Origin of the sequence: Luteimonas yanweni, from assembly GCF_039548475.1 — a bacterium.
Lineage (GTDB): Bacteria > Pseudomonadota > Gammaproteobacteria > Xanthomonadales > Xanthomonadaceae > Luteimonas.
Map to the genome: position 1 here is coordinate 298,853 of NZ_JBCLVC010000014.1, position 22,257 is coordinate 321,109.

Annotated in this window: 19 protein-coding genes; 4 read left to right on the forward strand and 15 right to left on the reverse strand. The window is 61.8% G+C overall.

Going from position 1 to position 22,257, the window contains the following annotated elements; genetic code table 11:
• The first annotated feature begins 99 nt into the window (after window positions 1-99).
• Window positions 100-1,080 (forward strand): Nudix family hydrolase, encoded by a 981-nt coding sequence (locus WCE39_RS11560; protein ID WP_343276986.1) that lies wholly within the window; start codon window positions 100-102, stop codon window positions 1,078-1,080.
• A gap of 90 nt (window positions 1,081-1,170) precedes the next feature.
• Here the strand turns inward: WCE39_RS11560 and coaE are convergent, their stop codons facing one another.
• The 5 genes from coaE to pilB all read right to left on the reverse strand — a co-directional run bounded on the left by coaE (window position 1,171) and on the right by pilB (window position 6,133).
• Window positions 1,171-1,806 carry a dephospho-CoA kinase gene (gene coaE, locus WCE39_RS11565; RefSeq protein WP_343276820.1) on the reverse strand — a complete coding sequence of 212 codons (636 nt, stop codon included), beginning with the start codon at window positions 1,804-1,806 and terminating at the stop codon, window positions 1,171-1,173.
• Window positions 1,807-1,902: 96 nt separating this feature from the next.
• Entirely contained in the window at window positions 1,903-2,160 is a 258-nt protein-coding gene (locus tag WCE39_RS11570) for a type II toxin-antitoxin system RelB/DinJ family antitoxin (RefSeq protein WP_343276821.1), read from the reverse strand.
• On the reverse strand, window positions 2,133-2,993 hold the full coding sequence (locus tag WCE39_RS11575) for a prepilin peptidase (RefSeq protein ID WP_343276822.1): 861 nt from the start codon (window positions 2,991-2,993) through the stop codon (window positions 2,133-2,135). Before WCE39_RS11575 ends, WCE39_RS11570 begins: the two co-directional genes overlap by 28 nt.
• A 7-nt stretch (window positions 2,994-3,000) precedes the next feature.
• Window positions 3,001-4,275 (reverse strand): type II secretion system F family protein, encoded by a 1,275-nt coding sequence (locus WCE39_RS11580; protein ID WP_452299588.1) that lies wholly within the window; start codon window positions 4,273-4,275, stop codon window positions 3,001-3,003.
• 133 nt (window positions 4,276-4,408) lie between these two features.
• The gene (gene pilB / locus WCE39_RS11585) at window positions 4,409-6,133 is read right to left on the reverse strand and encodes a type IV-A pilus assembly ATPase PilB (protein WP_343276823.1); all 1,725 of its coding nucleotides are present in this window, start codon (window positions 6,131-6,133) and stop codon (window positions 4,409-4,411) included.
• A 129-nt stretch (window positions 6,134-6,262) separates the two neighbouring features.
• Here pilB and WCE39_RS11590 point away from each other — a divergent pair, with 129 nt between their 5' ends.
• The 3 genes from WCE39_RS11590 (at window position 6,263) to WCE39_RS11600 (ending at window position 9,118) form a co-directional block, all read left to right on the forward strand.
• The gene (locus tag WCE39_RS11590) at window positions 6,263-7,132 is read left to right on the forward strand and encodes a glycosyltransferase family 2 protein (RefSeq protein WP_343276824.1); all 870 of its coding nucleotides are present in this window, start codon (window positions 6,263-6,265) and stop codon (window positions 7,130-7,132) included.
• An 83-nt stretch (window positions 7,133-7,215) separates the two neighbouring features.
• Window positions 7,216-8,388, forward strand: coding sequence for a glycosyltransferase (locus tag WCE39_RS11595; RefSeq protein ID WP_343276825.1), 1,173 nt, complete (start codon window positions 7,216-7,218; stop codon window positions 8,386-8,388).
• The gene (locus tag WCE39_RS11600; protein ID WP_343276826.1) at window positions 8,381-9,118 is read left to right on the forward strand and encodes a class I SAM-dependent methyltransferase; all 738 of its coding nucleotides are present in this window, start codon (window positions 8,381-8,383) and stop codon (window positions 9,116-9,118) included. The genes WCE39_RS11595 and WCE39_RS11600 overlap by 8 nt, the downstream gene beginning before the upstream one ends.
• Here WCE39_RS11600 and WCE39_RS11605 read toward each other — a convergent pair.
• The 10 genes from WCE39_RS11605 to WCE39_RS11650 form a co-directional block, all read right to left on the reverse strand.
• Window positions 9,102-10,220 (reverse strand): glycosyltransferase family 4 protein, encoded by a 1,119-nt coding sequence (locus WCE39_RS11605; RefSeq protein ID WP_343276827.1) that lies wholly within the window; start codon window positions 10,218-10,220, stop codon window positions 9,102-9,104. The two genes, WCE39_RS11600 and WCE39_RS11605, sit on opposite strands and share 17 nt — an antisense overlap.
• A gap of 5 nt (window positions 10,221-10,225) precedes the next feature.
• A complete protein-coding gene (gene glf / locus WCE39_RS11610; RefSeq protein ID WP_343276828.1) occupies window positions 10,226-11,320 on the reverse strand; it encodes a UDP-galactopyranose mutase in 1,095 nt (364 codons plus the stop codon).
• On the reverse strand, window positions 11,317-12,372 hold the full coding sequence (locus WCE39_RS11615) for a glycosyltransferase (RefSeq protein ID WP_343276829.1): 1,056 nt from the start codon (window positions 12,370-12,372) through the stop codon (window positions 11,317-11,319). The genes glf and WCE39_RS11615 overlap by 4 nt, the downstream gene beginning before the upstream one ends.
• A gap of 61 nt (window positions 12,373-12,433) precedes the next feature.
• Window positions 12,434-13,258 (reverse strand): methyltransferase domain-containing protein, encoded by an 825-nt coding sequence (locus tag WCE39_RS11620; protein WP_343276830.1) that lies wholly within the window; start codon window positions 13,256-13,258, stop codon window positions 12,434-12,436.
• Window positions 13,255-14,538, reverse strand: a complete 1,284-nt coding sequence (locus WCE39_RS11625; protein ID WP_343276831.1) for an ATP-grasp domain-containing protein — start codon at window positions 14,536-14,538, stop codon at window positions 13,255-13,257. The genes WCE39_RS11620 and WCE39_RS11625 overlap by 4 nt, the downstream gene beginning before the upstream one ends.
• Window positions 14,539-14,609: 71 nt before the next feature.
• On the reverse strand, window positions 14,610-15,779 hold the full coding sequence (locus tag WCE39_RS11630; RefSeq protein ID WP_343276832.1) for a DegT/DnrJ/EryC1/StrS family aminotransferase: 1,170 nt from the start codon (window positions 15,777-15,779) through the stop codon (window positions 14,610-14,612).
• A gap of 134 nt (window positions 15,780-15,913) precedes the next feature.
• Complete coding sequence (locus WCE39_RS11635; RefSeq protein WP_343276833.1) at window positions 15,914-17,677, reverse strand: ABC transporter ATP-binding protein; 1,764 nt, start codon at window positions 17,675-17,677, stop codon at window positions 15,914-15,916.
• Window positions 17,674-19,590, reverse strand: coding sequence for a tetratricopeptide repeat protein (locus tag WCE39_RS11640; protein WP_343276834.1), 1,917 nt, complete (start codon window positions 19,588-19,590; stop codon window positions 17,674-17,676). The genes WCE39_RS11635 and WCE39_RS11640 overlap by 4 nt, the downstream gene beginning before the upstream one ends.
• 256 nt (window positions 19,591-19,846) lie before the next feature.
• On the reverse strand, window positions 19,847-20,269 hold the full coding sequence (locus tag WCE39_RS11645) for a pilin (protein ID WP_343276835.1): 423 nt from the start codon (window positions 20,267-20,269) through the stop codon (window positions 19,847-19,849).
• A 195-nt stretch (window positions 20,270-20,464) separates the two neighbouring features.
• Window positions 20,465-22,240, reverse strand: a complete 1,776-nt coding sequence (locus tag WCE39_RS11650; RefSeq protein ID WP_343276836.1) for a tetratricopeptide repeat protein — start codon at window positions 22,238-22,240, stop codon at window positions 20,465-20,467.
• Window positions 22,241-22,257: the final 17 nt, after the last annotated feature.

Here is a 22,257-nt window from a genome sequence, read left to right on the forward strand (position 1 = left end):
CCGCAGGTGCCCTGTAGGAGCAGCTATAGCCGCGACCGGTGTCCGCAGATGCCCTGTAGGAGCAGCTATAGCTGCGACCCGCAGCAATCGCAGCTATAGCTGTTCCTACAAAGCCGGGTTCGTGCGTTGAACCCGGTCGAAGTCCTCGCCGCCGTCATCAGCGATGCCAGCGGCCGCATCCTCCTTGCCCGCCGCACTGCCAACCGCGACCTCGCCGGCCTGTGGGAATTCCCCGGTGGCAAGCGCGAGCCGGGCGAGACGCCCGAGGCCGCGCTGGCGCGCGAGCTGCACGAAGAGCTCGGCATCGAAGCCCGCATAGGCGCCCACCTGATCACCGTTCCCCAGGCCTACCCGGACAAGCGCCTGCGGCTGGACGTGCGCCACGTCACCCGCTGGACCGGCATCCCCCGCGGCCGCGAAGGCCAGGCCCTGGCCTGGGTGCCGCCGCACAAGCTGCCCAGCTACGCCATGCCGCCGGCGGACATCCCCGTCGTCGCCGCCCTCCTGCAGCCGGCGCTCTACGCCATCAGCCCCGTTCCCACACAGGCCGCTGTGGCGCAGTGGCTTTCCGCCCTCGATGCGACCCTTGACAGCGGCATCGCCCGCATCCAGATCCGCCTTCCAGGCCTCGGTCCCGACCTGCAGCGCGAACTCACCATCGCCGCCACCGAGCGCTGCCGCGCGGCCGGCGCAGACATCCTGGTCAACGGTGACGCTGATCTCGCCCGCGAACTCGGCATCGGCCTCCACCTTCGCGCCGCCCAGCTTGCCGGCCTGGACGCGCGGCCCGCGCTCGCGGACGGCGCGCTGCTGGCCGCCTCATGCCACAACGCCACCGACCTCTCCCATGCCACCCGCCTGGGCTGCGACTTCGCAATCGTCGGGGCGGTGAAGCCCACCGCAACGCATCCCGGGGAGCCGGGCATCGGCTGGGATGCCTTCGCCCGCCTGCGTGAGGACGTCAGCCTCCCGATCTACGCCCTCGGTGGCCTGGCCCCCACTGACCTCGAAGACGCCCGTCGCCACGGCGCACAGGGCATCGCCGCCATCCGCAGCCTCTGGGGTGGCGCCGGGCGATAGCGGCCGCTTGCACCAGGATCCAGATCCAGGGCGGCGAGGAGGCGCATTGCGGACATGGCGGGGGGATGCGGCGAGTGGTGGGACTCGCCGCTATAGCGGCTTCCACAGCGGTGGGGCGGGGCCTGCCAGGGTGAGGTAGCGCTCATGCAGCGCCACCACGGCGGCATCCAGCGCCTCAAGCGGCCCGTCGTTGGCGATGACGTCGTCCGCCACCGCCAGCCGCTGCTCGCGGGTGGCCTGGGCGCGGATCATGTTCCAGGCCAGTGCCTCGTCGATGCCGTCGCGCCGCAGCAGGCGCTGCAACTGGAGCTCCACCGGCACGTCCACCACCAGCACGCGTTCGATCCACTCCGCGTAGGCATCGCGGCCGGCTTCGGCGAACAGGGGGATGGCGGCTATCGCGTAGGGGCCAGGCGCGGCTTCACAGGCTGAGCGCAGCGCGCTGCGCACCCGGGGATGGATGATGGCTTCCAGCTGCAGGCGCGCGCCGCTGTCGGCGAAGACCCGCCGGCGCATGGCCGCGCGGTCCATGGCGCCGTCGGCCCCCAGTACCTCGGGGCCAAACGCGGCCACGATCTCGGCCAGCCCGGGCGTGCCGGGTTCCACCACCTCGCGCGCCGCGACGTCGGCATCGGCCACGGGGACCCCGAGCGCGCGGAAGCGGCGTTCGACTTCGGACTTTCCGGAGGCGATGCCGCCGGTGAGGGCGATGGTGTAGTGGGCCATTTCAAGGAGTTTGGCAGAGAAGATGCGCCAACGATCGGGCTGCCGTCAGGAATGGCCTGAAGAGGAGGTGCTTGGCGGTCGCGGCTGTGGCTGTTTCTACAGGGGCCTGAGGGTCAGCGCTGGGGATGCGCGTCCAGCAGCCTCAGGGTTGTCGTCGTGCGCTTCCGGGTCCATGACCAGGCCGGCGGGGAGGCCGTTCTCTTTGGTGATGCGTGTCAGCAGGATGCGTACGGCGTCGGACACCGTCAGGCCCACGCTGGCCAGTGTCTCTGCGGCTCGGGTTCGATCATTCCGGGGGGGCAGGGCGGCCGCCAAGCGCAATAGGCTCAGAAGCCAGCCAGGTTCCGGTACCACCCGATCATCGGATCACCCCACATGAACACGATCCACCCCGCCGCCGCCAGGAACGGCCCAAAGGGAATCGGCGTGGCGCGGTCGCGGCCCTTGATCATCAGCCAGGCGCCACCAATCACCGCGCCCACCAGCGACGACACCAGGATGATCGGCAGCACGCCCGCCAGCCCGCACCAGGCGCCCAGCGCGGCCAGCAGCTTGAAGTCGCCGTGGCCCATGCCGTCCTTGCCTGTCAGCTGCTTGAAGACCCACCAAACGCTCCACAGGCTCACGTAGCCGGCAATCGCGCCCAGCAGGGCCTCCTTGGGCCCGTGGTAGAGGTTCTCCACCGCCGCGATCAGCCCCAGCCACATCAGCGGCAATGTGAGCGAATCCGGCAGCAGCTGGGTGCGCAGGTCGATGCCGCCCAGCGCGACCAGGAAGCAGCTCAGCAGCGCCGCACCAAAGCCCTGCCAGCCGAAGCCGAAGGTCCACACGCTGGCCAGCACCAGCAGCATGGTCAGCAGTTCCACCGCCGGGTACTGCGCGGAGATCGGGGCCTTGCAGCTGCGGCACTTGCCGCGCAGCGCCAGCCAGCTCAGCACCGGGATGTTCTCGTACCAGCTCAGCTGATGCCCGCAATGCGGGCAGTGCGAGCGCTCCACCACGATGCCCGGCGGCGGCGGATCGTAGAGCTCCGGCTCGCCCAGCATCTCGCGGCTGTCGCGCTTCCACTGCCACTCCATGCGCTTGGGCAGCCGCAGGATGACCACGTTCAAGAAGCTGCCGACAAGCAGGCCGAGGCCTGCGACCAGCGGGTAGCCGATCTCGGGGTTCTGGTCTAAGAAGGCCACTGCTAGATCAAACCACCGCAGCCAGCTTGAAGATCGGGAGGTACATGCCGATCACCATGCTGCCGACCACGCCGCCGATGAAGATCATGATCATCGGTTCCAGCAGGCTCGACAGCGCGTCCACCGCGTTGTTGACCTCTTCCTCGTAGAACTCGGCGACCTTGAACAGCATGGTGTCGAGCGCACCAGCTTCTTCGCCGATGGCGGTCATCTGCACCACCATGTGCGGGAACAGGTTGACCTGCTTCATCGACATGTTGAGCGGGTAGCCGACGGCGACGTCGTCCTTGATGGCGTGGGTCGCCTTCTCGTACACCGTATTACCGGTAGCGCCGGCCACGATGTCCAGCGCCTCGACCAGCGGTACGCCGGCCTTGAAGGTGGTGGCCAGGGTGCGGGCGAAGCGCGCGATCGACGAGTTGTGCATGACCTGGCCGATCACCGGCACCTTGAGGATCGCGCGGTCCATGAAGTGCTGGAACGCCGGAGACCGCTTGAACGCGAAGATCAGCGCAAAGACGGCCCCGATCACGACAAACAGAATGAGCCACCAATACGCGACCATGAAGTCGGAGGCGGTCACGATCATCTGAGTGAACGCGGGCAGGTCTGCGCCAAAGCCCTTGAACACCGCCTCAAATTGCGGAACCACGAACACCAGCAGGATCGCGCTCACAATCAACGCCACTGCCACCACCGTCGCAGGGTAGAACAGCGCCTTCTTGATCTTGCCCTTGAGGGACTCGATGTTTTCCTTGTAGGTGGCGATGGTCTCAAGCACGGTCTCGAGCACACCGGCGCCTTCACCGGCCTTCACCAAGTTGCGGTACAGCTCGTCGAACTGCACCGGATGCTTGCTCATCGCCTCGTAGATCGACGAGCCGCCCTCAAGGTCCAGGCGCAGGCTGTCCACCATCTTGGTCATGCGCGGATTTTTATTGCCGTTGCCGATGATCTCGAGCGACTGCACGACCGGCACGCCGGACTTGATCATCGTGGCCAGCTGGCGGCTGAACACCGCGATATCCTTGGCCGAGATGGTCTTGCCCGCGCTGCCGAACAGCGGCTTTGGTTTGGGCTTGACCACGTTGGGGGTAATGCCCTGGCGGCGAAGCTCGGCGCGCAGCAGGTTGGCGTTCTTCGCCGACTGCTCGCCCTTCATCTTCTTGCCGCGCTTGTCGGTGCCTTGCCAGACAAACGTCGCCAAATCCACGCCCTTGCGGATGGGCGCGGCAGCCTTGCTCTTCGCGGACGCGCGCGCAGCAGAACCGGTCACAGACATCTTCAGACTCCCCAAAAGAGACCCGGAACCCCGACCAGGCCACAAGAGTGCATCCTAAACCCTTGCGGGCCAAAGTGAAATTTCCGTTTGTGACGCGGCTCCGGGTTCGGGCAACTCCCGGGTGTTCCGGGGGTTAATCCACCGTGATCCGGTTCATTTCAGCCAGGCTGGTCCACCCGTTCTTGACCTTCCTCAGCGCCGACTGCCTCAAATCCTGCACCCCTGATTTCTGCGCGACCTCGGCGATCTGGAGCGCGTTTCCGCCCTCCAGGATGATCTCCTGGATCGCCTCGCTCATCGGCATCACCTGGTAAACGCCCACGCGGCCCTTGTAACCACCGGTGCACTCGTCGCAGCCGATGGGTTCGTAGACGGTGAGGCCCTGATTGATCTCTTCGATGGTGAAGCCTTCGGCCAGCAGGGCGTTGTCCGGCAGATCCTGCGGCTTCTTGCACTTGGGGCAGAGCCGGCGGGCCAGGCGCTGGGCGATGACCAGGGTCACGGAGCTGGTGATGTTGTAGGGCGCGATGCCCATGTTCATCAGGCGGGCGATGGTCTGAGGGGCGTCGTTGGTGTGCAGGGTAGAGAGCACCATATGGCCCGTCTGGGCCGCCTTGATGGCGATCTCGGCGGTTTCCAGGTCGCGGATCTCGCCAACCATGATGATGTCCGGATCCTGGCGCAGGAAGCTGCGAAGGGCAGCTGCGAAGGTCATGCCGCGCTTCACGTTCTGCTGGACCTGGTTGACGCCGGGCAGGCGGATTTCTACCGGATCCTCGGCCGTCGAGATGTTCCGCGTCTCGTCGTTCAGGATGCCCAAGGCCGTGTACAGGCTCACCGTCTTGCCCGAGCCTGTGGGGCCGGTCACCAGTACCATTCCGTAGGGCTTGTGGATGGCCTCCAGGAACAGCTCCTGCTGATCCGGCTCGTAGCCCAGCTTTTCGATACCCAGCTTGGCGGCGCTGCCATCCAGGATACGCAGCACCACCTTTTCGCCAAACAGGGTCGGCAGGGTGCTGACGCGGAAGTCGATCTGCTTGGTTTTGCTCAGGTTGAGCTTGATGCGACCGTCTTGCGGCACCCGCTTCTCGGCGATGTCGAGCTGGGCCATGACCTTGAGTCGGGCGGTGACGCGCTGGTTCAGCTTGACCGGCATCTTCGCCGCTTGCTTGAGGATCCCGTCGATGCGCAGGCGGACACGGTAATCGTCCTCGTAAGGCTCGAAGTGGATGTCTGATGCGCCCTTCTTGATCGCGTCGATCAGGACCTTGTTGATGAACTTGACTACCGGAGTGTCGTCGCCCTTAGCGTTGACGCCCGAGTCGGTGCCTTCGTCCTCGCCGCCGGAGATGTCGAGGTTCTCCAGCCCATCGCTGTCACCCAGCGCGTCGCCAAACGTGTCCCCGGCGTCCTGCCACAGCTCCACGCAGCGGCGGAGCTTGTCCTCGTCCACCAGGATGGGTTCCACGACCAAGTTGGTGTGAAACTTCACTTCATCCAAGGCATGCGTATTGGTGGGGTCGGTCGTGCCGACAAACAGTTTGCCGCCGCGCTTGAACAGGGGAAGGATGGTGTGCTTGGCCAGCAGCTCCTCGCTGACCAGCTTGATCGCGCTCATGGAGCCGTCCATGACCGAAGGATCGAATACCGGCATGCCGAACTCCATGGAGTTCGCGGCAGCCATCTGGGCCCCCGTGACCAGCTTGGCCTCGCGCAGGTACAGGCCGACGGGCTTGCGCTCCGTGGTGGCCTTGTCCAGCGCCTCGCGGGCGGTGGCCTCATCCAGGGCCCCGTCCAGGACCAGACGACGGGCGATGCCGGTGATGCCGACCAAGTTGGCCGATGCGACTGCGTTCATTGGGTTCCTCCGCGATGGGCAGACTTTACCGCAAGCATCCTGCGTGCAATAGGCAGACATGGGTCACGGTATGGACGGGCGGCTGCTGCCGCCGGGGGTTTCCGGCTACCCTTGGGCAAAGGGGATCTCATGCGAATTTCAGTCATCCTGCCAGCCAAGAATGAGGCCGACGGCCTGCGCCTCACCCTGCCGGCGCTTCGGGCACTGTTGCCCGATGCCGAGCTGATCGTGGTGGACGACGGTTCCACCGACGACACTGAGGCGGTGGCCAGGGAGCTGGGAACCAAGGTGTTGTCTTCGCCGTACTCGATGGGCAATGGCGCGGCCATCAAGCGAGGTGCGCGCGCCGCGGGTGGCGACGTGCTCGTATTCATGGACGCCGATGGCCAGCATGATCCGGCCTGCATCCCGCGCCTTCTGGAGCGCCTGAGCGAAGGCTACGACATGGTGGTCGGCGCCCGCGACTGGGCGGGGCAGGCGGGTGTGCATCGCGGGGTGGCCAATGCCTTCTACAACTGGCTGGCCAGCCGGATGACTGGTTTTGCCGTGAAGGATCTGACCTCAGGTTTCCGGGTGGTGCGGGCCGACAGGTTCCGTGAGTTCCTGCACCTTCTGCCCAACGGCTTCAGCTATCCCACCACCAGCACGATGGCGTTTTTCCGCAGTGCCTACGGTGTGGCGTACGAACCGATTCCAGTGGCCAAACGGGTCGGCAAAAGTCATATCCGGCCGATCCGGGACGGCGTGCGGTTCCTTCTGATCATTTTCAAGATTGCGACGCTGTACTCGCCGTTGAAGCTCTTCGTGCCCACATCTGCTGCGTTCTTCGCGCTTGGTCTGGGGTACTACGCGTATACGTTCTTCACGCAACACAGGTTCACCAACATGAGCCTGTTGTTGATCAGCGCTGCGGTCATCATCTTTCTGATCGGACTGGTGTCGGAACAGATCACCGGAATGACATATCTTGCGGCGCGCAGCGAGCGTGAGCGGACGTGACCACGAGGAAGGATTATCTGCCCCGGCTGCTTGTTCTCGCGTCCACATACCCACGCTGGCCTGGAGATCCAGAGCCCAGCTTCGTGCATGAACTGTCGCGGCGTCTGACACGCCAGTTCCGGGTCACGGTGCTTTGTCCCCATGCGAAGAATGCAGCCGCGCGTGAGAATTCGGATGGGGTGACGGTCGTTCGTTACCGATACGCGCCGCAGAGCATGGAAACGCTGGTCAACGACGGAGGGATTGTTACCAACCTCAAGCGTCACCCTTGGAAGTGGCTGCTGGTACCGGGCTTCGTGCTGGCCCAGCTACTGGTCGCGCGGCGGCTCATGCGTCGCGAACGATTTGACATCATCCACGCGCACTGGCTACTGCCGCAGGGCTTGATCGCGCGCGTGTTGTCACGGACGACTGATGTGCCGTACGTGGTGACTTCCCACGGCGGGGATCTGTTCGGCTTGAAGGGGTGGCTGCCCGACTGGCTGAAGCGTGGCGTGGCCGGATCGGCGGCGGCCATGACGGTGGTGAGTACGGCGATGAGCGAAGAGGTCGTACGCCTGCGCCTGTCGCCCCGGCGTTTGGAAGTGTTGCCGATGGGCGTGGACTTCAGCACGCGGTTTGTGCCTGATCCGGCCATCCAACGCGACACTGACCATCTGTTGTTTGTGGGACGCCTGGTCCCGAAGAAGGGTCTACCACTCCTGTTGCAGGCACTTCCACAAGTCCTTGATGAGCGGCCCGGCACACGCCTGACCATCGTCGGCTTTGGCCCGGAAGAGGCAGCGTTGCGGAGTCAGGCACGCTCCCTTGGGCTGGAGTCTGTCGTCCACTTCGCAGGTGCGCTTGCGCAGTACCAGCTCCCCGACCTGTATCGCCGTGCAACCTTGTTTGTCGCACCCTTCGTCCGCGACAGAGATGGCAACCAGGAGGGGCTTCCGGTCGTGCTGATGGAGGCAATCGGATGCGGATGCCCGGCCGTGGTGGGAGAGGTTGCCGGGATCCGTGACCTGGTGGGCGATGCGCAAGACGACGTCTGCGTGGACCCGCGTGTTCCGGGCGCGCTGGCCACCGCCGTTCTCGCGGCGTTGCACAATCCTGACCGTGCCCGACTGCAAGCTGACCGCATTCGCCGGGCGGCTGCGGCGCGAGTCGACTGGGAAGTGGTCAGCGGCGGCTACGCACGGGTGCTACTCGCGCATTCCGGCAGAAACGGTACATCTGCTCCGCGCAACTTGTCGGATACGGCCTGTGGCTAAGCAACCCAAGCTGATCCTGCGTGAAGCCTGCATCCTGGATGTGACCAGGGACTGGCCGCCAGGGAGGTTTTCGGAGATGGGTGCGGGTACTGGGGGGATGACGCGCATCTTCCTGGAGCGGGGCTTTTCGGGCGTGGCGCACGACCTTGGCGAGGATAGCCGTGGCTTGATCCGTCTAAGCCTTCAGGCATATGTCGATCGCATCAGCGTCGTCGACGACATCGCCGCGATTCCCGACGAATCCTGCGATTACCTGTTCGCGTTCGAGGTGCTGGAACACATCCAGGAGGATCGCGAGGCGCTTGTGGGATGGGCCAGGCAGCTGAGGTGCGAAGGGAAGGTGCTGGTCTCCGTGCCGGCCCATATGCGCAAGTTCGGGCGTTCGGACGAAATGGTTGGTCATGTGCGGCGCTACGAGAAGGACGAACTGCGCCGGCTGCTGGAGTCGTGCGGGTTCACCGACATTCAAATCGTCAACTACGGATTTCCGTTGACCGAGCTGACCCGCAGGCTATCCAATCACATGGTCAAGCAAGATCGAAGCGTCGACCACCTCGATCCCATCGAGCGCAGCATTCGCAGCGCGCAGGCGAAGCCGCGGATCATCAACCGGGCGCTGGGCCTAGTCGGATCGCGGGTGTTCGTTCCGTTTCGTGCCGTGCAGCGATGGTTCTATCGCCGCGACCTGGGCGATGGTTATGTGGCAACCGCGATCAAGCCTGCGCGGTGACAACGGAGCGAAGCCGCAGCTCCATTCTCCCGACAAGCGTTGCCCAGTCGTCGATATCCGTCCCGGCAATCGCGGGGTTTGCGAGTTGGGCGTCTACGGCCGCGCATAGTTCCGCAGGATTGTCGGGCTCATACAGGCTCTGTGGCGCATCAGCCAGCAATCGGGGCATGACGCCGACCGCTGCGGATACCAGTGGCAGGCCGCAGGCCATCATTTCGTAGGCCTTTTGCGGGAAGCAGTAGCGTCCGAATACCGTGTCGCGCAGATAGATGACGCCCAGATCCAGCGCATTGAACAGCTCCGCCGTTTGGGCGTGGGGCAACATGCCCAGATAGTGCACGCGCTCGCCCCCCAGCGGTGGATACGTCGCGTCGAACGGCCCGGCGAGCACAAGGTGTGCATCTGGATGGCGTCGTGCGATCTCCGGCCAGGCAGCGTATAGCGCATCCACGCCCTTGTCTTTGTGCAGTCCACCGGCAGTACCTACCAGGCGTGCGTGCTCTGGCAGGCCCAAGGCGCGACGGCAGCCGGGTCGGTCCTTTACATAGAAGACGGACTTGTCCACGGTGCTAGGCATCGCCACTACCTCGCCCCGCGCCCGGTAGCCTTCAACAACCAATTCCCTTAGTGGTTCACTCGTGGTCGTCACCAACTGCGCATTGCGGACGCCGTCGCGAAGCATGCCCACCATTCCGGGAATCCGGGCCTGCCCGAATCCCTCGAAGTTGTCGTAAAGGTCGGCCATGAACGGTCGTTGCAGTCGCCGCGCCAGCCAGGCGCCCAGCGCCACGTGCGGGATATCCGAGGCGCCTATCACGATATCCGGAGCGAATGCCCGCAGTTGCCGCAGCATGTGCCATGGATAGGCGACCAGCGTCGGCAGGTACAGGCGCCCGCCAGAACGCGATTGCCAGGACAGGCTGCCGGGGCCGGCGTCATGGGTCCATTTACCGTCGTCGTGGCCCTGGTAGCTGAAGCAGAATCCGCGCACCTCGTGCCCCAGCCGTGCCAGCTGGAAGGGGATCTCGTACAGGCGCGCGTAGCGGTCGCCAATTACATCCTTACCCATGTAACGCCGCTTGCAGAGAAAGGCGATGCGCACGGAATTCAGCCGACCAACCGCTTCGCGGCCGCCAGCGCTGCGCCGACCACCTGGTCCATGTTGTAGTAGCGGTACTGCGCCAACCGTCCAACGAACGTCACGTTCTTCTCTTGTTTCGCCAGTTCCTCGTAGCGCTTGAACAAGACCTCGTTCTCCACGCGCGGCACCGGATAGTACGGATCGCCTGTGGCTTGCGGATACTCGCGCACAATCGACGTACCAGCGTGATTCTGGCCGGTCAGGTGCTTGAACTCGGTGATCCGCGTGTAGGCGTGGTCGTTTGGATAGTTCACCGTGCCGGCTTCCTGGTACTGCGCCACATCCGGCAGGTGCTCGTGCTCGAAGCGTAGCGAGCGATAGGGCAGGTGGCCGAAGCGATAATCGAAGTAGGCATCAATGGGGCCGGTATACACCGCGTGGTCAAATCCTCTGCGTCGGCGGACATCCGAAAAATCCACGCCAAGTTCCACGGAGATACCCGGGTGATCGAGCATCGCTTCAAACATCTTCGTGTAGCCGTGCAGCGGCATCGCTTGGAAGGTGTCGGTGAAATATCGGTCATCCGTGTCGGTGCGCACCGGAATGCGTGCAGCCACGCCAGCCTTCAACTCCGAGGGATCCAGCCCCCACTGCTTGCGCGTGTAGTTCAGGAAAAACTTCTCGTAGAGATCTCGCCCCACCGAATTCAGCACGACGTCCTCGCTGGTCGCTACCGGCTCGCGCGGCTCGCGCACGCGCTCGAAGAATGCTGTGGCGCTGGCCTCGTCCAGATGCAGCCCATAAAGTTGGTTCAGTGTGTCGCGGTTGATGGGAAAGGGATACGACACGCCATCCACGACGCCGCGAACGCGGTGCTCGTAGGGGCGCCACTCTGTGAAGCGCGACAGCCACTGGAAGATGCGTTCGCTGTTGGTATGGAAGATGTGCGGGCCGTAGCGGTGCACCAGAACGCCGTGCTCGTCTAGCTCGTCGTAAGCGTTACCGGCGATGTGCGGCCGCCTGTCGATGACAAGGGCGCGGTGGCCGGCATCGGAGAGCTCGCGTGCCAACACGCTGCCGGCATAGCCGGCGCCGATGATCAGGTATCGTCGTGAGGTCATGTCCCGGTGTTTTCGCGCCGGTGCAATCGAGTGTTGATCACACGCATCAAAGTTTTTGATTTGCGAATGGCGCTTTTGATTCCCGGTAGGCGTACCCCAAACTTGGCAGCCAAGCAGGCCAAGAGGCGATCGCTTCCATGCATCTTGCTCTTCGTCTGCTGGTAGATCGACTTTCGCTCCACTCCGGCCCCCTCAATACGAACGACAATATCAGAGTAGTACTTGCTGATTGTTGCTTGTACTGGTCGCCACGATGGCTTGCCAAGATAGTTCTGCAATTGAACCAGCATGTCTTCGATCGCATTGGCATAGGTCAAACGGTGGGCTAGCGTGGTGTGGTGACGCTGTGTCCAAGAATGGGGGACGTTGGCACGATAGACTGACATAACCCTGTCAAGATAGATTACATCGCCCTCTAATGCTGCCTTGATGCCCAGGGGGTAATCACCGACTGGAGCATTTCTTGCCCATTCGGCCGATTTCATCAGTACGGAGCGTTTTACAAGGACGGAGGCCGTCGGGAAAAGCCCTCCGTCACCCAGAATCATGTCTTCGACTGTGAGCCGGCAGGAGCCGAATGGCAGGCCTATCAATCCGATCTCACTGCCGCTGATGGCGTCGATGATCCGAGCGGAATGATAAATCAGACTGCAGGTTGGCCGCATGGAAAGCAAGTCGACTTGCCGCGTAAGTTTGGATGGATCACACCAGTAGTCATCACCCTCGCATATTGCGACGTAATCCCCACGACACGCTGCTCGACAGCGGGCCGCGTTGGCGTGCGCGCCGACGTTCTGTCCCGATGTGAGCACGCGGATGAAGTGGGGATACCGACGCTGATAGTCGCGTACTATTTCACCGGTGCAATCGGGAGAGCAGTCTTCTCCAATAATCAGTTCTATCGGGAAATTGCAATTCTGAGCGATCACACTGTCAATCGCATCGGCGATGAACTTCTCATGGCGATACGCCAACATGTAAACGCTAACGAGAGGCTTCGCGGACAGGGCTGATGGGTCAGAGATCTCAATAGTTTCGGATTGATTACTCACGTTACAGGTCTCTGCAGTTCGATCAAATCAGAAAATATCGGGCGACATTCGTTACCATTAGCTACTGGGAATTGCCCCCCCTCAAGTTTTCAGGCGGGTTAGATGGCCGCTTGGCCCGCATGATGAATATAGGGCGGTTCAGGAACTCCCCAAGTGAGTCATCTCTGTTGATGTTAAATCTGTTGAGGTCCGCATATCTGATTCCATCCCCGAACTTCTCCGCTATCCCGATATGCTCCACCTCCCATCGGTTAACTGTACCTCTGGAGATGAAATCTATCATTTCCTGTTTGGTTCCGTTCGGAAAAAGACAGCGACTAATGTCACCTTTCCAATTGAAGCCCATCTGGAAAATTAGTATGTCGGCATAATTCCAGGTGAGATTTAGCTGCTCAAGCATCAGCAGTTTGGCCTCCTCGATGTTCTCGCATGCATCTCCATAATCGTCGCCGGTATGGTGAACGACGTTAAGAAGCAGCGCGATGTCATGCTGCGCGATGTCTCTTAGAAAATCGAAATATTCGTGCTGGACTGACACTTGCCCTTCGTTCCCAAGTGCCTTGACCGCGAGACTCAGGAATTCACAGTGAACGTCCCCGCCCTCGTAGGCGGTTACCTTGCTGCAACCAGCATCGAGGAGTTCGAAAGTGAAATAGCCGATATTGCTGCCGATGTCGAGAGCAGTTTTATTCCGAAAGTTAATCCTCGGCGACAGGTACTCGAGTCGCTCGCGTTCACGTTTTGGCTTGAGCTGTGCGCCGTGCGAGCCTATAAAGTCGGCAAGCCGCGTTGGCAGCATCTGATAGGCAGAGTGCTTTCGCGTGCTTGTCGTGCTCAGGAGGAGAGTCCGGAGCCGCTCCTTCACGTCCATTCTATTGGCGTTCACTTCGTCGATTCCTTTAACTTGGCGTCTTGCGCATGGCAATGCAGCAGCTCAATCATGCTCACATCAAACGTGGGGATGTTTTTGGAACGATTGACTTCTAGGCGTCGGTGGAAGCTGTTATCGACATAAATCGCAGAAGCTTCGCACAAAAAATCGGACCTTGGCTGAGTGGGTTGAACTTGCACTACCTCATTGAAGAGAGAGGCGATCTTGGGCATGCCCCCAACTGTAGGGTCACGCTCTGTAATTAGGACAAGGTGTATCTCTTGATTGAGGCATCTGCAGATCAGGCGCATGACACTCTCGTCGAGAATTTTGTCTCTGAGCAAAGTGTCGTCGAGATCAACGTAAAGCGTATTGAACCTGATGGGTGAGCGGTATCGATTGCACAGCGCCCGATCTACCTCTACCCCCCCTGGATTGGTCAGTATTTGTACGTGATGGCCCTCGGCATCAAGCAAGCTTAGCCGAGGGAAATTCACGCCACTCACTCGGTGGACGGCCATGGTCCCGGCGATCCTAGGGGCGACCTCGAGCAGGGTGAGGATCTCTTCGGCGCTACGCTTAAGTTGAAAAAACCATGCGCCTCGCGGTTTAAGCTTGCAGTCGATAGCGGTGGCGAGCGCGCGAGCCTCGGGGAGTTCCACCGTGTCACTATTCACGGAGATTCCATTGCGCATGCGGTTTCGGCGACGAGCGCCTGCGAAAAGCAAGCCATCGGTTCCGCTCGAAAAGCAATCAACGGTGTACTCGTCACCCGGCAGATATTCGCAGATGATTGGTTCGGCAGTCTGGCGAAGAACGAGCATAAGGTCCTCGGCATTGTCTACGCGCTGCACACCTGACGAGCCTTGTCCCCTGTCTGGCTTCACGAGAACCGGGTATTGGGCTACTTCATCCGCGGAAAGGTAAAGTCGGGGAACAGGAACGATTCCCTCCAGTCGTCGGTAAGTGGCAGACTTCGAGCGGGTCGTCTGACAGAAGTCGTTGCTTGAAGTAATAATTGTGGCGGGAATGCGCGCTCGCTCGGCGCTTAGGGCAACGACAACGTCATCGTGGGCGGGAAAGATGTAGTGGATCTGAAGCTTTTTGCACAGGGCGACGAGTTGCTCAAGCCACCCTTCCGTGTGCACGTTCCGGACTTCGTGGTATTCGGCAAACACGAAGCGTGCAGGGCTGGATTCGGGCTCGCCGGCTCCGAAGATTCTAATATCGTGGAATCCGTAAAGCGCGGCATGAATTTCAAGGCCGATCTCGGTTCCGGCAGGGAACACGAGCACGTGCCTAACCGGAGCTGTCTCGCACTGAGTGGCCGGCGGCGTGGGCGCCCAAGGAAAATCCGTACTGGCGATCATGGCGCGATGAGCGTGCGGATCACTGCACAAACTGTATCCAGCGCCTGCTCAGAGATCGCTGAGCCGTTGGGAAGGACGATGACCTCTTTCGCCACTTTGCAGGTGCTGTTTAGTGTCAACCCCGCATGTGGATACAGATCGCGATATGGTTGCATCTGGTGACATCCTGGCCAGAAATACTTGCGAGCAAAGATGTTCTCAGCGTGCAATGCAGAGACGATTTCATCGCGCGAAGCGCGGCATTCTTTACCAACCTCCATCACCACATAATGGTGGCTATTACGTTCGTCCGGATTATAATTCAGCAAGGCGATACCGGGGACGTTGGCGAGAGCTTGCTTGTAGGCCGCGTAATTTCTGCGGTTGGCGGCGACAATGTCGTCAAAGTGCTGAAGATTGGTCAATCCCATTGCAGCACAGACTTCTATCATCTTGCCGTTGGTGCCAGGGTGGATGACGTTGTCATAGCCTTTGAACCCGAAATTACGCATTAGGCGCATCGCTTCGGCAAGTTCGTCATTATTAGTTGTGACGGCACCGCCTTCCATGCTGTTAAGCGCTTTGGTTGCATGAAAGCTGAAAACCTCGCATGAGCCGAAGCGCCCGATGCTCTGGCCCTTGCATGTACTACCAAACGCATGTGCTGCATCGAAGATCAACTTCAAGCTGTGTTCGTCAGCAATCGCCTGTAGTTGATCAACAGGAGCGGCTCGCCCCCACAGGTGCACACCGATGATGCCTGTGGTACGCGGAGTAATCATCTTGCGCACTGCTTTTGGATCAAGGTTGTGTGTACTCGGGTCGATGTCTGCAAAGACCGGTGTAATGCCCTGCCAGTACAAAGCGTGGGCAGTGGCAATGAAGGTCCACGAAGGCACGATGACCTCACCCGACAAGCCAAGCGCACGGATGGCAATCTCCAGCGCAATGGTGCCGTTACACATGGCGACGCAGTGCTTGACGTCCAGATAGCTGGCAATCCGGCTCTCAAGCTCCTGCACCATCGGTCCATTGTTGGTAAGCCACTGGTTATCAAGGATCTGATTTACCCGCTGCAGAAACAGCTCCCGGTTGCCGATGTTCGGCCGGCCTACATGCAGAGGCTCGCTGAAGGCAGAAGGGGCGCCGTTGATGGCGAGGTCGGCAAGTGATCGAATGTCTTTCACTCTTCGCAACCCATGCGATACATAATCTCGTTGCCAAAGCCGGAGTAGTCCGTTGGCCAAGTCGTGATTGCCTCATTGCGGGGTGATCGTTCAGTCAAGGCCATGATTCGAACACCCATTATCCGTCGGCATCATTATTTCGGACCTCCATTTTCAGCGCTGGCATGGCCGACTGTGGCGGATGGTGCACTCAGGCTAAGGTCAATGACTTTCTCGCAAGACTGTAGACTGAGTGTCCGATGCGCAATCACCACGATGGTTTTGCTGCCGGAAAGGTTGCTGATCGCCGTATTCACCGCCTCTTCGGTTTGCGCATCGAGGGCGCTGGTAGCCTCGTCCATGAGCAGCACGGGCGGATCGCGGTACAGGGCTCGTGCGATTCCCACGCGCTGGCGCTGGCCGCCGGAGAGCCGAATGCCCCGGTCGCCGACGGTCGTGTCGTAGCCTTGTGGCAGTTCGCTCACGATGAAGTCGTGGATCTGCGCGGCGCGGGCGGCACGCTCGACACCTCGCAGATCAATGTCGTCTCGCCGCACACCGAAGGCGATGTTCTCGGCCACGCTGGCGTCGGCCAAGTAGATGTGCTGCGGCACGTAGCCGATGGATTTTTGCCAAGCTGCGAGGTTGTCCCGGATGATTTCCACACCATCCACGCTGAATGTTCCAGCCTGAGGCTCAAGCAGACCCAGCAGGATGTCCATCAGGGTGCTCTTGCCGGCACCGCTGCGGCCAGCGATGCCGACACTGGTGTTGGCGGGAATGACCAGGTCGAGGCCGTCGAGGGTCGGCTTGTCAGGTGCCGAGGGATAGGAATAGCGTATGCCTTGCAGCCTGATCTCTCGTTGCATCGGTAGCACAGCCGTGTTCGTGGAGGGTCGATCTGCCGGGAGGGTGATGTCGTGATGGATGTTCTGCAAGGGTGCGGAGGAAAAGCGCAGGCGCGCGAAGCCCCGATACATGATCTGCGCGGCAGGTAGCAGGCGATAGGCAGCGAAACCATACAGGCCCAGCGCTGGCAGTACCTGTGCCATGTCGTTGGAGCGGAGCAGCAAGTACAGCGCAATGGCGATCAGTCCGGAATAGCCGGCGGCTTCCACCAGGTACAACGGGGAGTGGCTCAGGGTTTCGGAAGTCGCCGAGTGCCGGGAAAACTCGCGTGATGCGCGCGAGAAAGTGTCGAGATAAGCGCCTTCGGAGTGCGTGACTTTCACGTCCTTGATGCCCACCAGTGCTTCATTGCAGGCCTGGTAGCGCTGCGTGTTTGCTGATTGGCGATCACGGCCTATGTGGCCCAGTCGCCTGCGTACCATCAGGTAGATGACGCCATAGAGGAAGGTCACGGCCAGGACGATAGAAAGGGCAACCCACGGATCGTAGATGAACACGAGCAGCAGCATCGCCAATACGACTGCGCCTTGGGCGATCAGCTGCGACAGGGGCTGAAGCAGTTCGAAGGTCAATTGATCGACTTCAGACAGTACGTTCTTCGAGAGAGCAGAAGAGTTACGTGTAAGGAAAAACTCGTAAGGCTGGTGAAGGTACGTGCTCAGCAGTCGGCTGCTCAAAGAGTGCCGCTGGAAGTGGATGAACCGATTGACGAGATGAAGCGTGACCGTCTTGAAGGCCGACGACAGTACAACCACGATCATCGACGCCAATCCGAGCGCGATGATGAAAGTACGGATGTTTCCCAAGCCGGTCCATGTGTAGACCTGATGGAGCAAGTGATGCTCGTTCACAACCTCCGGTCGCCCGAGGACTGACAGGAACGGCATGATCGACACCACGCTCACGGTTTCCGCGATGGCCATCAGCACTACCAGTGCCAATATCAGCAGGGCCTTGCGGCGTTCCGATGGCGCGAAGAGGGCCCATGTCTTTCGGAGTGTCTCGATCATGTCTGGGGGCGTCCGGTATTGGAAGGCGACTGTTCTCGCAGAACTCCCCTCAGCTCCCGCCAATGCTCAGTCCAGGATTCCTGCATCAAACGGTCCCGCAGGCGAAGGGCGGGACTCGACGCCGTGATGATCGGTGTTCCGGCAGCCAGATAGTGCTCGAGATGCATCAAAGCGAGCGCAGGGCTGCAGTATGTGGCCAGCAGCTCGATGTGAGTCTGCGTCGCTTCTGGCCGCGGCTGTATCTCTAGTCTTCTTGCGAACGCTTGTTGTGCGTCTCCGCAACGTCCGTTGCGCAGGGCTCGGAGTCCGGCCAGTTGCGCGCTCCGGGCTTGTCGCTCCCGGTCATCCCCAGGCGAGGAGGTGGCTGCGTCCAGTAGTCCTGCGTGGGCTTCGTCCGGGAGGCCGGCGCAGGGATGCGCGGATCGGGGCGCCAGCACGGCGGCAAGCCATTGGTTCGTCATGTCCAGCCCCACGCCTTGGTGCCGGACCGCATTGACCGCATTGGCCACGTCCCTTTCCGTCACAGTGCCCGCTTGGCACCGCAGGTTGAGCAGGTTGAGCGCGAACTGCGGCTCGTCCGGAGTGCGCGTAAGGTTGTTGATGAGGCGTTGTTCGGCGAGCGCGGCATGGCCGTGCGCCGTCTCTTGCTGCGCGGCGTAGGCTTGGGCGCGGCTCGAGTCCGGGTTCCGCGCCGCCCAGTCCCGGGCCAGCGCCAGCGGGTTTGCCCAGAGATTGGCTTGGGCGAAAGTCAGCAACAGGAACAGGAGGGCGGCGGTCACGCCGGCAGCTATCCGCAGACGGCGATGGCGTCCCGGCGCGCAGAGCCACCAGGCGATGGGCCAGAACAGGAAGGCCGCCGGCAGATAGTTGCGATGTTCGAAGTACAGCTCGAGCATGACAGGGCCGCTTTCCAAGGCATGGCCGGCGAGGAAGAACAGCAGCGCGCAAGCTCCGACGGGCCACTTCCTGCGCAGCAGCCAGCCGGCGACGGCTATGCTCGCTACCAGCATCAAGGCGGGCAGGGTGTCCCAGGGCGTGAGCACCCCGGTGGACGCGACGAAGCCGTCGGCGAACACCCCGGTGTTGTCCAGACCGGGAACGAGCAACTGGTGCAGGTACTCCAGCAGCGCGCGCGGCTGGCTCAGCAGGCGCTCGCCGAAGCCAAAGCTGCGCTGGGCATTGCCGCCCGAGGCTTCCCAACCCAGTACCGCCAGGCCGGCAACGACGGCCAAGGCGGGCGTCATCGCGAGTAGGAGCCGTGACCGGCGGGCGGGGCGGCTCTCTCCGGCCGGCATGCGCAGGACCGTCGCCTGCAGCACCAGCAGCAGCAGCGGCAGCAGGAATCCGTTGGCTTTGCTCAGGCCCGCGAGCAGGCCGCAGACCGGCACTGCGAGGATTGCCCACGCCCAGCCCGGTCCGGGACGGCCCGCGTCGAAGGCATCGCGGCTTGCGATCCACGCCCGCATCCCAGCAAACACGAAGAATGCGGCCAGCATGGCATGGCGCTGGACGATGTACAGCACTGTGGAGGCCCACAGCGGATGCGACAGCCACAGCGCGGTGGCGAGCAGGGCCGCGGAGCGGATGTGCACGCTGTCGGCGGATACTCGGCGGCCCAGTGCCGAGAGCACGCCATGCAGCAGCACGCCGTTAAGCGCATGCAGCAGGATGTTGGTGCGCTTGAACGGGTAAGGGTCCGCGGGCCAGTCCGTCGCGTCGATCAGGAAGGACAGCATCGAGACCGGGCGTCCGGTCGGGTCGGCGATGCCCGAAGTCAGGTAATACAGGAGGGTCTCTGCATCACGGACGCCGCCGTAGCGACCCAGCGCGGGCAGGTTGGCGAAGTCGTCGAATAAGAAGTCGCCGCGCACACCTGGCCAGTACGCGGTCGCCACAACCATCGCGAAGGCCAAGCCGCCGAGCCACCAGGCGAACGGGGACGCATGCCTAGGTGAGCCCGGCGCCCCCATCAGTGAGAAGGCCGGGTTTGCGCGCAGCCTACGCGCCGCTCCCCAGTCACCTCGGCGCCGGCGCGAGATCTGAGGTAAGGCGCGTGAACACAATCGCGCGGCAGGAGGCCCGAAAGACGTTGAGGCGAATTTTTTTGCAACACGGCTTACGTCCGTCGGGGGAGTGGACCGCGGATCCGTGAACCCGCATCACGCCAGTTTAGCGGCAGGCCGAAGGCAGGTACTTGTTCTCGAGCCCAGAACAGCGCCAATGGAACGCACCACCCTCGGGGACCATTGCCATGACGAGAGCCTGCCCGGCAATCTTGGCGCTGGCCTTGTTGCCGTACAAGACGTCGATCTGGCCGTTGCCATTGCCGATGGTCACGGATTCCACATAGTCGCCGGCGATGGATGCTGGATCAGAGATGCCCGCTTGCTGGTTGTCGGCTGGGTAAGCGGTTTTGTTCGCGTGATAGACCACGATCGCCATGCGGGCGTCTGTGGACAGCGAAAAACCCTCGGTTGCCTGCGAGCGGGCCACGTAGTCCTGATAGGCGGGCAACGCGATGGCGGCCAGGATCGCGATGATCGCAACCACGATCATCAATTCGATCAGGGTGAATCCGTGATTGCGGTTCATATCGCCCCCTGCGGGCAGCCTTGCCGCCCTAGCACGTCTGAAAGTGACGCCGCGCGTCAGGCGCTCCGCCGACTGGCACGCAGCAACCAACGAGTGTCCTGCCAATCGTGCTCTTATGAGATCTCCGCAACTTTGGCCCTATTAGAACGCCGCAAGAACCTTGCCATGACGAGTAGGTCGTGACCGCTCTTGGCTTCACTTGGTCGCGGACTGGCCGCCCTCCGGGGTCGGTATCGGGAGGCCAAGCAGCGCTTCGCCGCCTAGGATTCGCTGGGAGCGCTGGCGGTAATGTTCCCTCTCCTGAGGATGGGAGAGGTTCACTGCCAATGCAGCCTCCCGTTCGGCTTTCAGTGTCAATCCCAGTCCCACCAGCGCTTCGGTCAGAAGCAAGCGGGCGAATGGCTCTTGGGCTTCGATAGCAATCGCTTCATGCAGGGCTGCCACAGCGGCCTGGAGATTGCCACTTCGGAGTTCAAGGTGTCCGATGGTCCGGAAATAGTTGAAGCGCATGCCACTGTTGCCGAAGAGGGTCGGCGAGTTGCGAAGGCGATCCACGGTCGCGTCGATCATCGGCTGATCGCCCTCCCGCACGGACAGCATGAATCCGTTGATGTCACAATTGTCGCAGGCAATGCCATCTGCAATGGTCTGGTTTACAAGCGCGCGCGCCTTCCCGCTTTCTCCAACCATGATGTAGGCACTGATCAGGTTGCCCAATGCAAGTTCGTTTCCTGGGTTGGCGCGCAAAGTCCATTCCCACAGCGCTACGTTGTTCGACCACAGGGGAATGGTCGCGCGTATGTTTGGGATGGCTGCCGCGAGCCAGGCAAGTGCCAGCAACGGCGCCAGTTTCGACAGCATCGGCATGTGGGTAGCGAGCGAACGGAGTTCGTGTGCCACGCGCGGCAGTAGTACGCAGGCCAGCACGATGGCGCCGATCGCATAGCGCTCGTGGTAGATGCTGTTGTCGAACTGGACTGGCAACAGGCCCAACACTGGCAACAGGTACAACGTGGTCGCGAGCACAAGGACACCGAGCGCCGTGAAACGCCGGGTTAGCGCCAGGAGTCCGAGCGAGAAAACCGCAGTTGATGCGAGCACCCGCAGCGCCAGCAGCTTTCCGTTCTCGCCAAACGCGACTGACCCGACCGGATGCAACGGATTCAGTTCTGTCGGGATGCCAACAACTACCGCCCAGTACTTCAAGTAGACGTATGCGATGCCGTCGATTCTCGCCACATTCGGCACCAGCATCCATGGTTCCAGTCCCGCTACGGTGGCGCCCATCATTGCGCGGCGCAACCAGAGATAGGCAAGGCCAGCGAGCAGCAGTCCTGTGTAGACAGGCCAGTTGCGGCGCAACAACTGGACGAGACGCAAGGCGGGCCGGAGGTTGCGGTCACCGCGAAGCAGCCAGTCGAACAAAAGGACGATGGCTGGATAGCTAGCTGCGGATTCTTTTGCCGTGGCGCTGACGAAGAAGCAGGCCGTGACCAGCGCTGCACGAGGCCAGATACTATCGATGTGGCGCGAGCACAGCAGGCCCGCAAGCGCGGCCATCACCTGTACCTGGTCAAACTGGCAGCCAATCCATGTGACCGACTCGACCAGCATGGGGTGCAAGCCATAAAGGACGCTGCCCAGCAGGGCAAGTGGGTCGCGCCATTTCCAGTCTTGCGGAACAAGGCTGCGGGCGAACGCGAATACCAGGAGCACGTTGGCCAAGTGCATGCCCAGCGAGACCATGTGCATTGGTTCTGGGGCGCCCTCGAACAACCGCACCTGCAGCACGAACAAGGCAACCACGAGCGGGCGGAAGTAGTGCGTCCATTCGTTGAAGCCGGTGAAGATGTACCGCTTCCAAGCATCACCGTAGTACAACCAAGCCCGCTGCTCAAAGGTCAGGAAGTCGTCCCAGACAAAGCCGGCGCGAGTCACGGGCCAGTAAACCAACAGTACAACTGCTATCACTGCAACTGCTGCGAGCC

What these genes read in the sequence shown, in the direction of transcription:
- WCE39_RS11580 (WP_452299588.1), bottom strand. Translation starts at nt 4,275, where the DNA reads ATGTCTGTGACCGGTTCTGCTGCGCGCGCGTCCGCGAAGAGCAAGGCT.
- pilB (WP_343276823.1), bottom strand. Translation starts at nt 6,133, where the DNA reads ATGAACGCAGTCGCATCGGCCAACTTGGTCGGCATCACCGGCATCGCC.
- WCE39_RS11645 (WP_343276835.1), bottom strand. Translation starts at nt 20,269, where the DNA reads ATGAACCGCAATCACGGATTCACCCTGATCGAATTGATGATCGTGGTT.
- glf (WP_343276828.1), bottom strand. Translation starts at nt 11,320, where the DNA reads ATGACCTCACGACGATACCTGATCATCGGCGCCGGCTATGCCGGCAGC.
- WCE39_RS11635 (WP_343276833.1), bottom strand. Translation starts at nt 17,677, where the DNA reads ATGATCGAGACACTCCGAAAGACATGGGCCCTCTTCGCGCCATCGGAA.
- WCE39_RS11590 (WP_343276824.1), top strand. Translation starts at nt 6,263, where the DNA reads ATGCGAATTTCAGTCATCCTGCCAGCCAAGAATGAGGCCGACGGCCTG.
- coaE (WP_343276820.1), bottom strand. Translation starts at nt 1,806, where the DNA reads ATGGCCCACTACACCATCGCCCTCACCGGCGGCATCGCCTCCGGAAAG.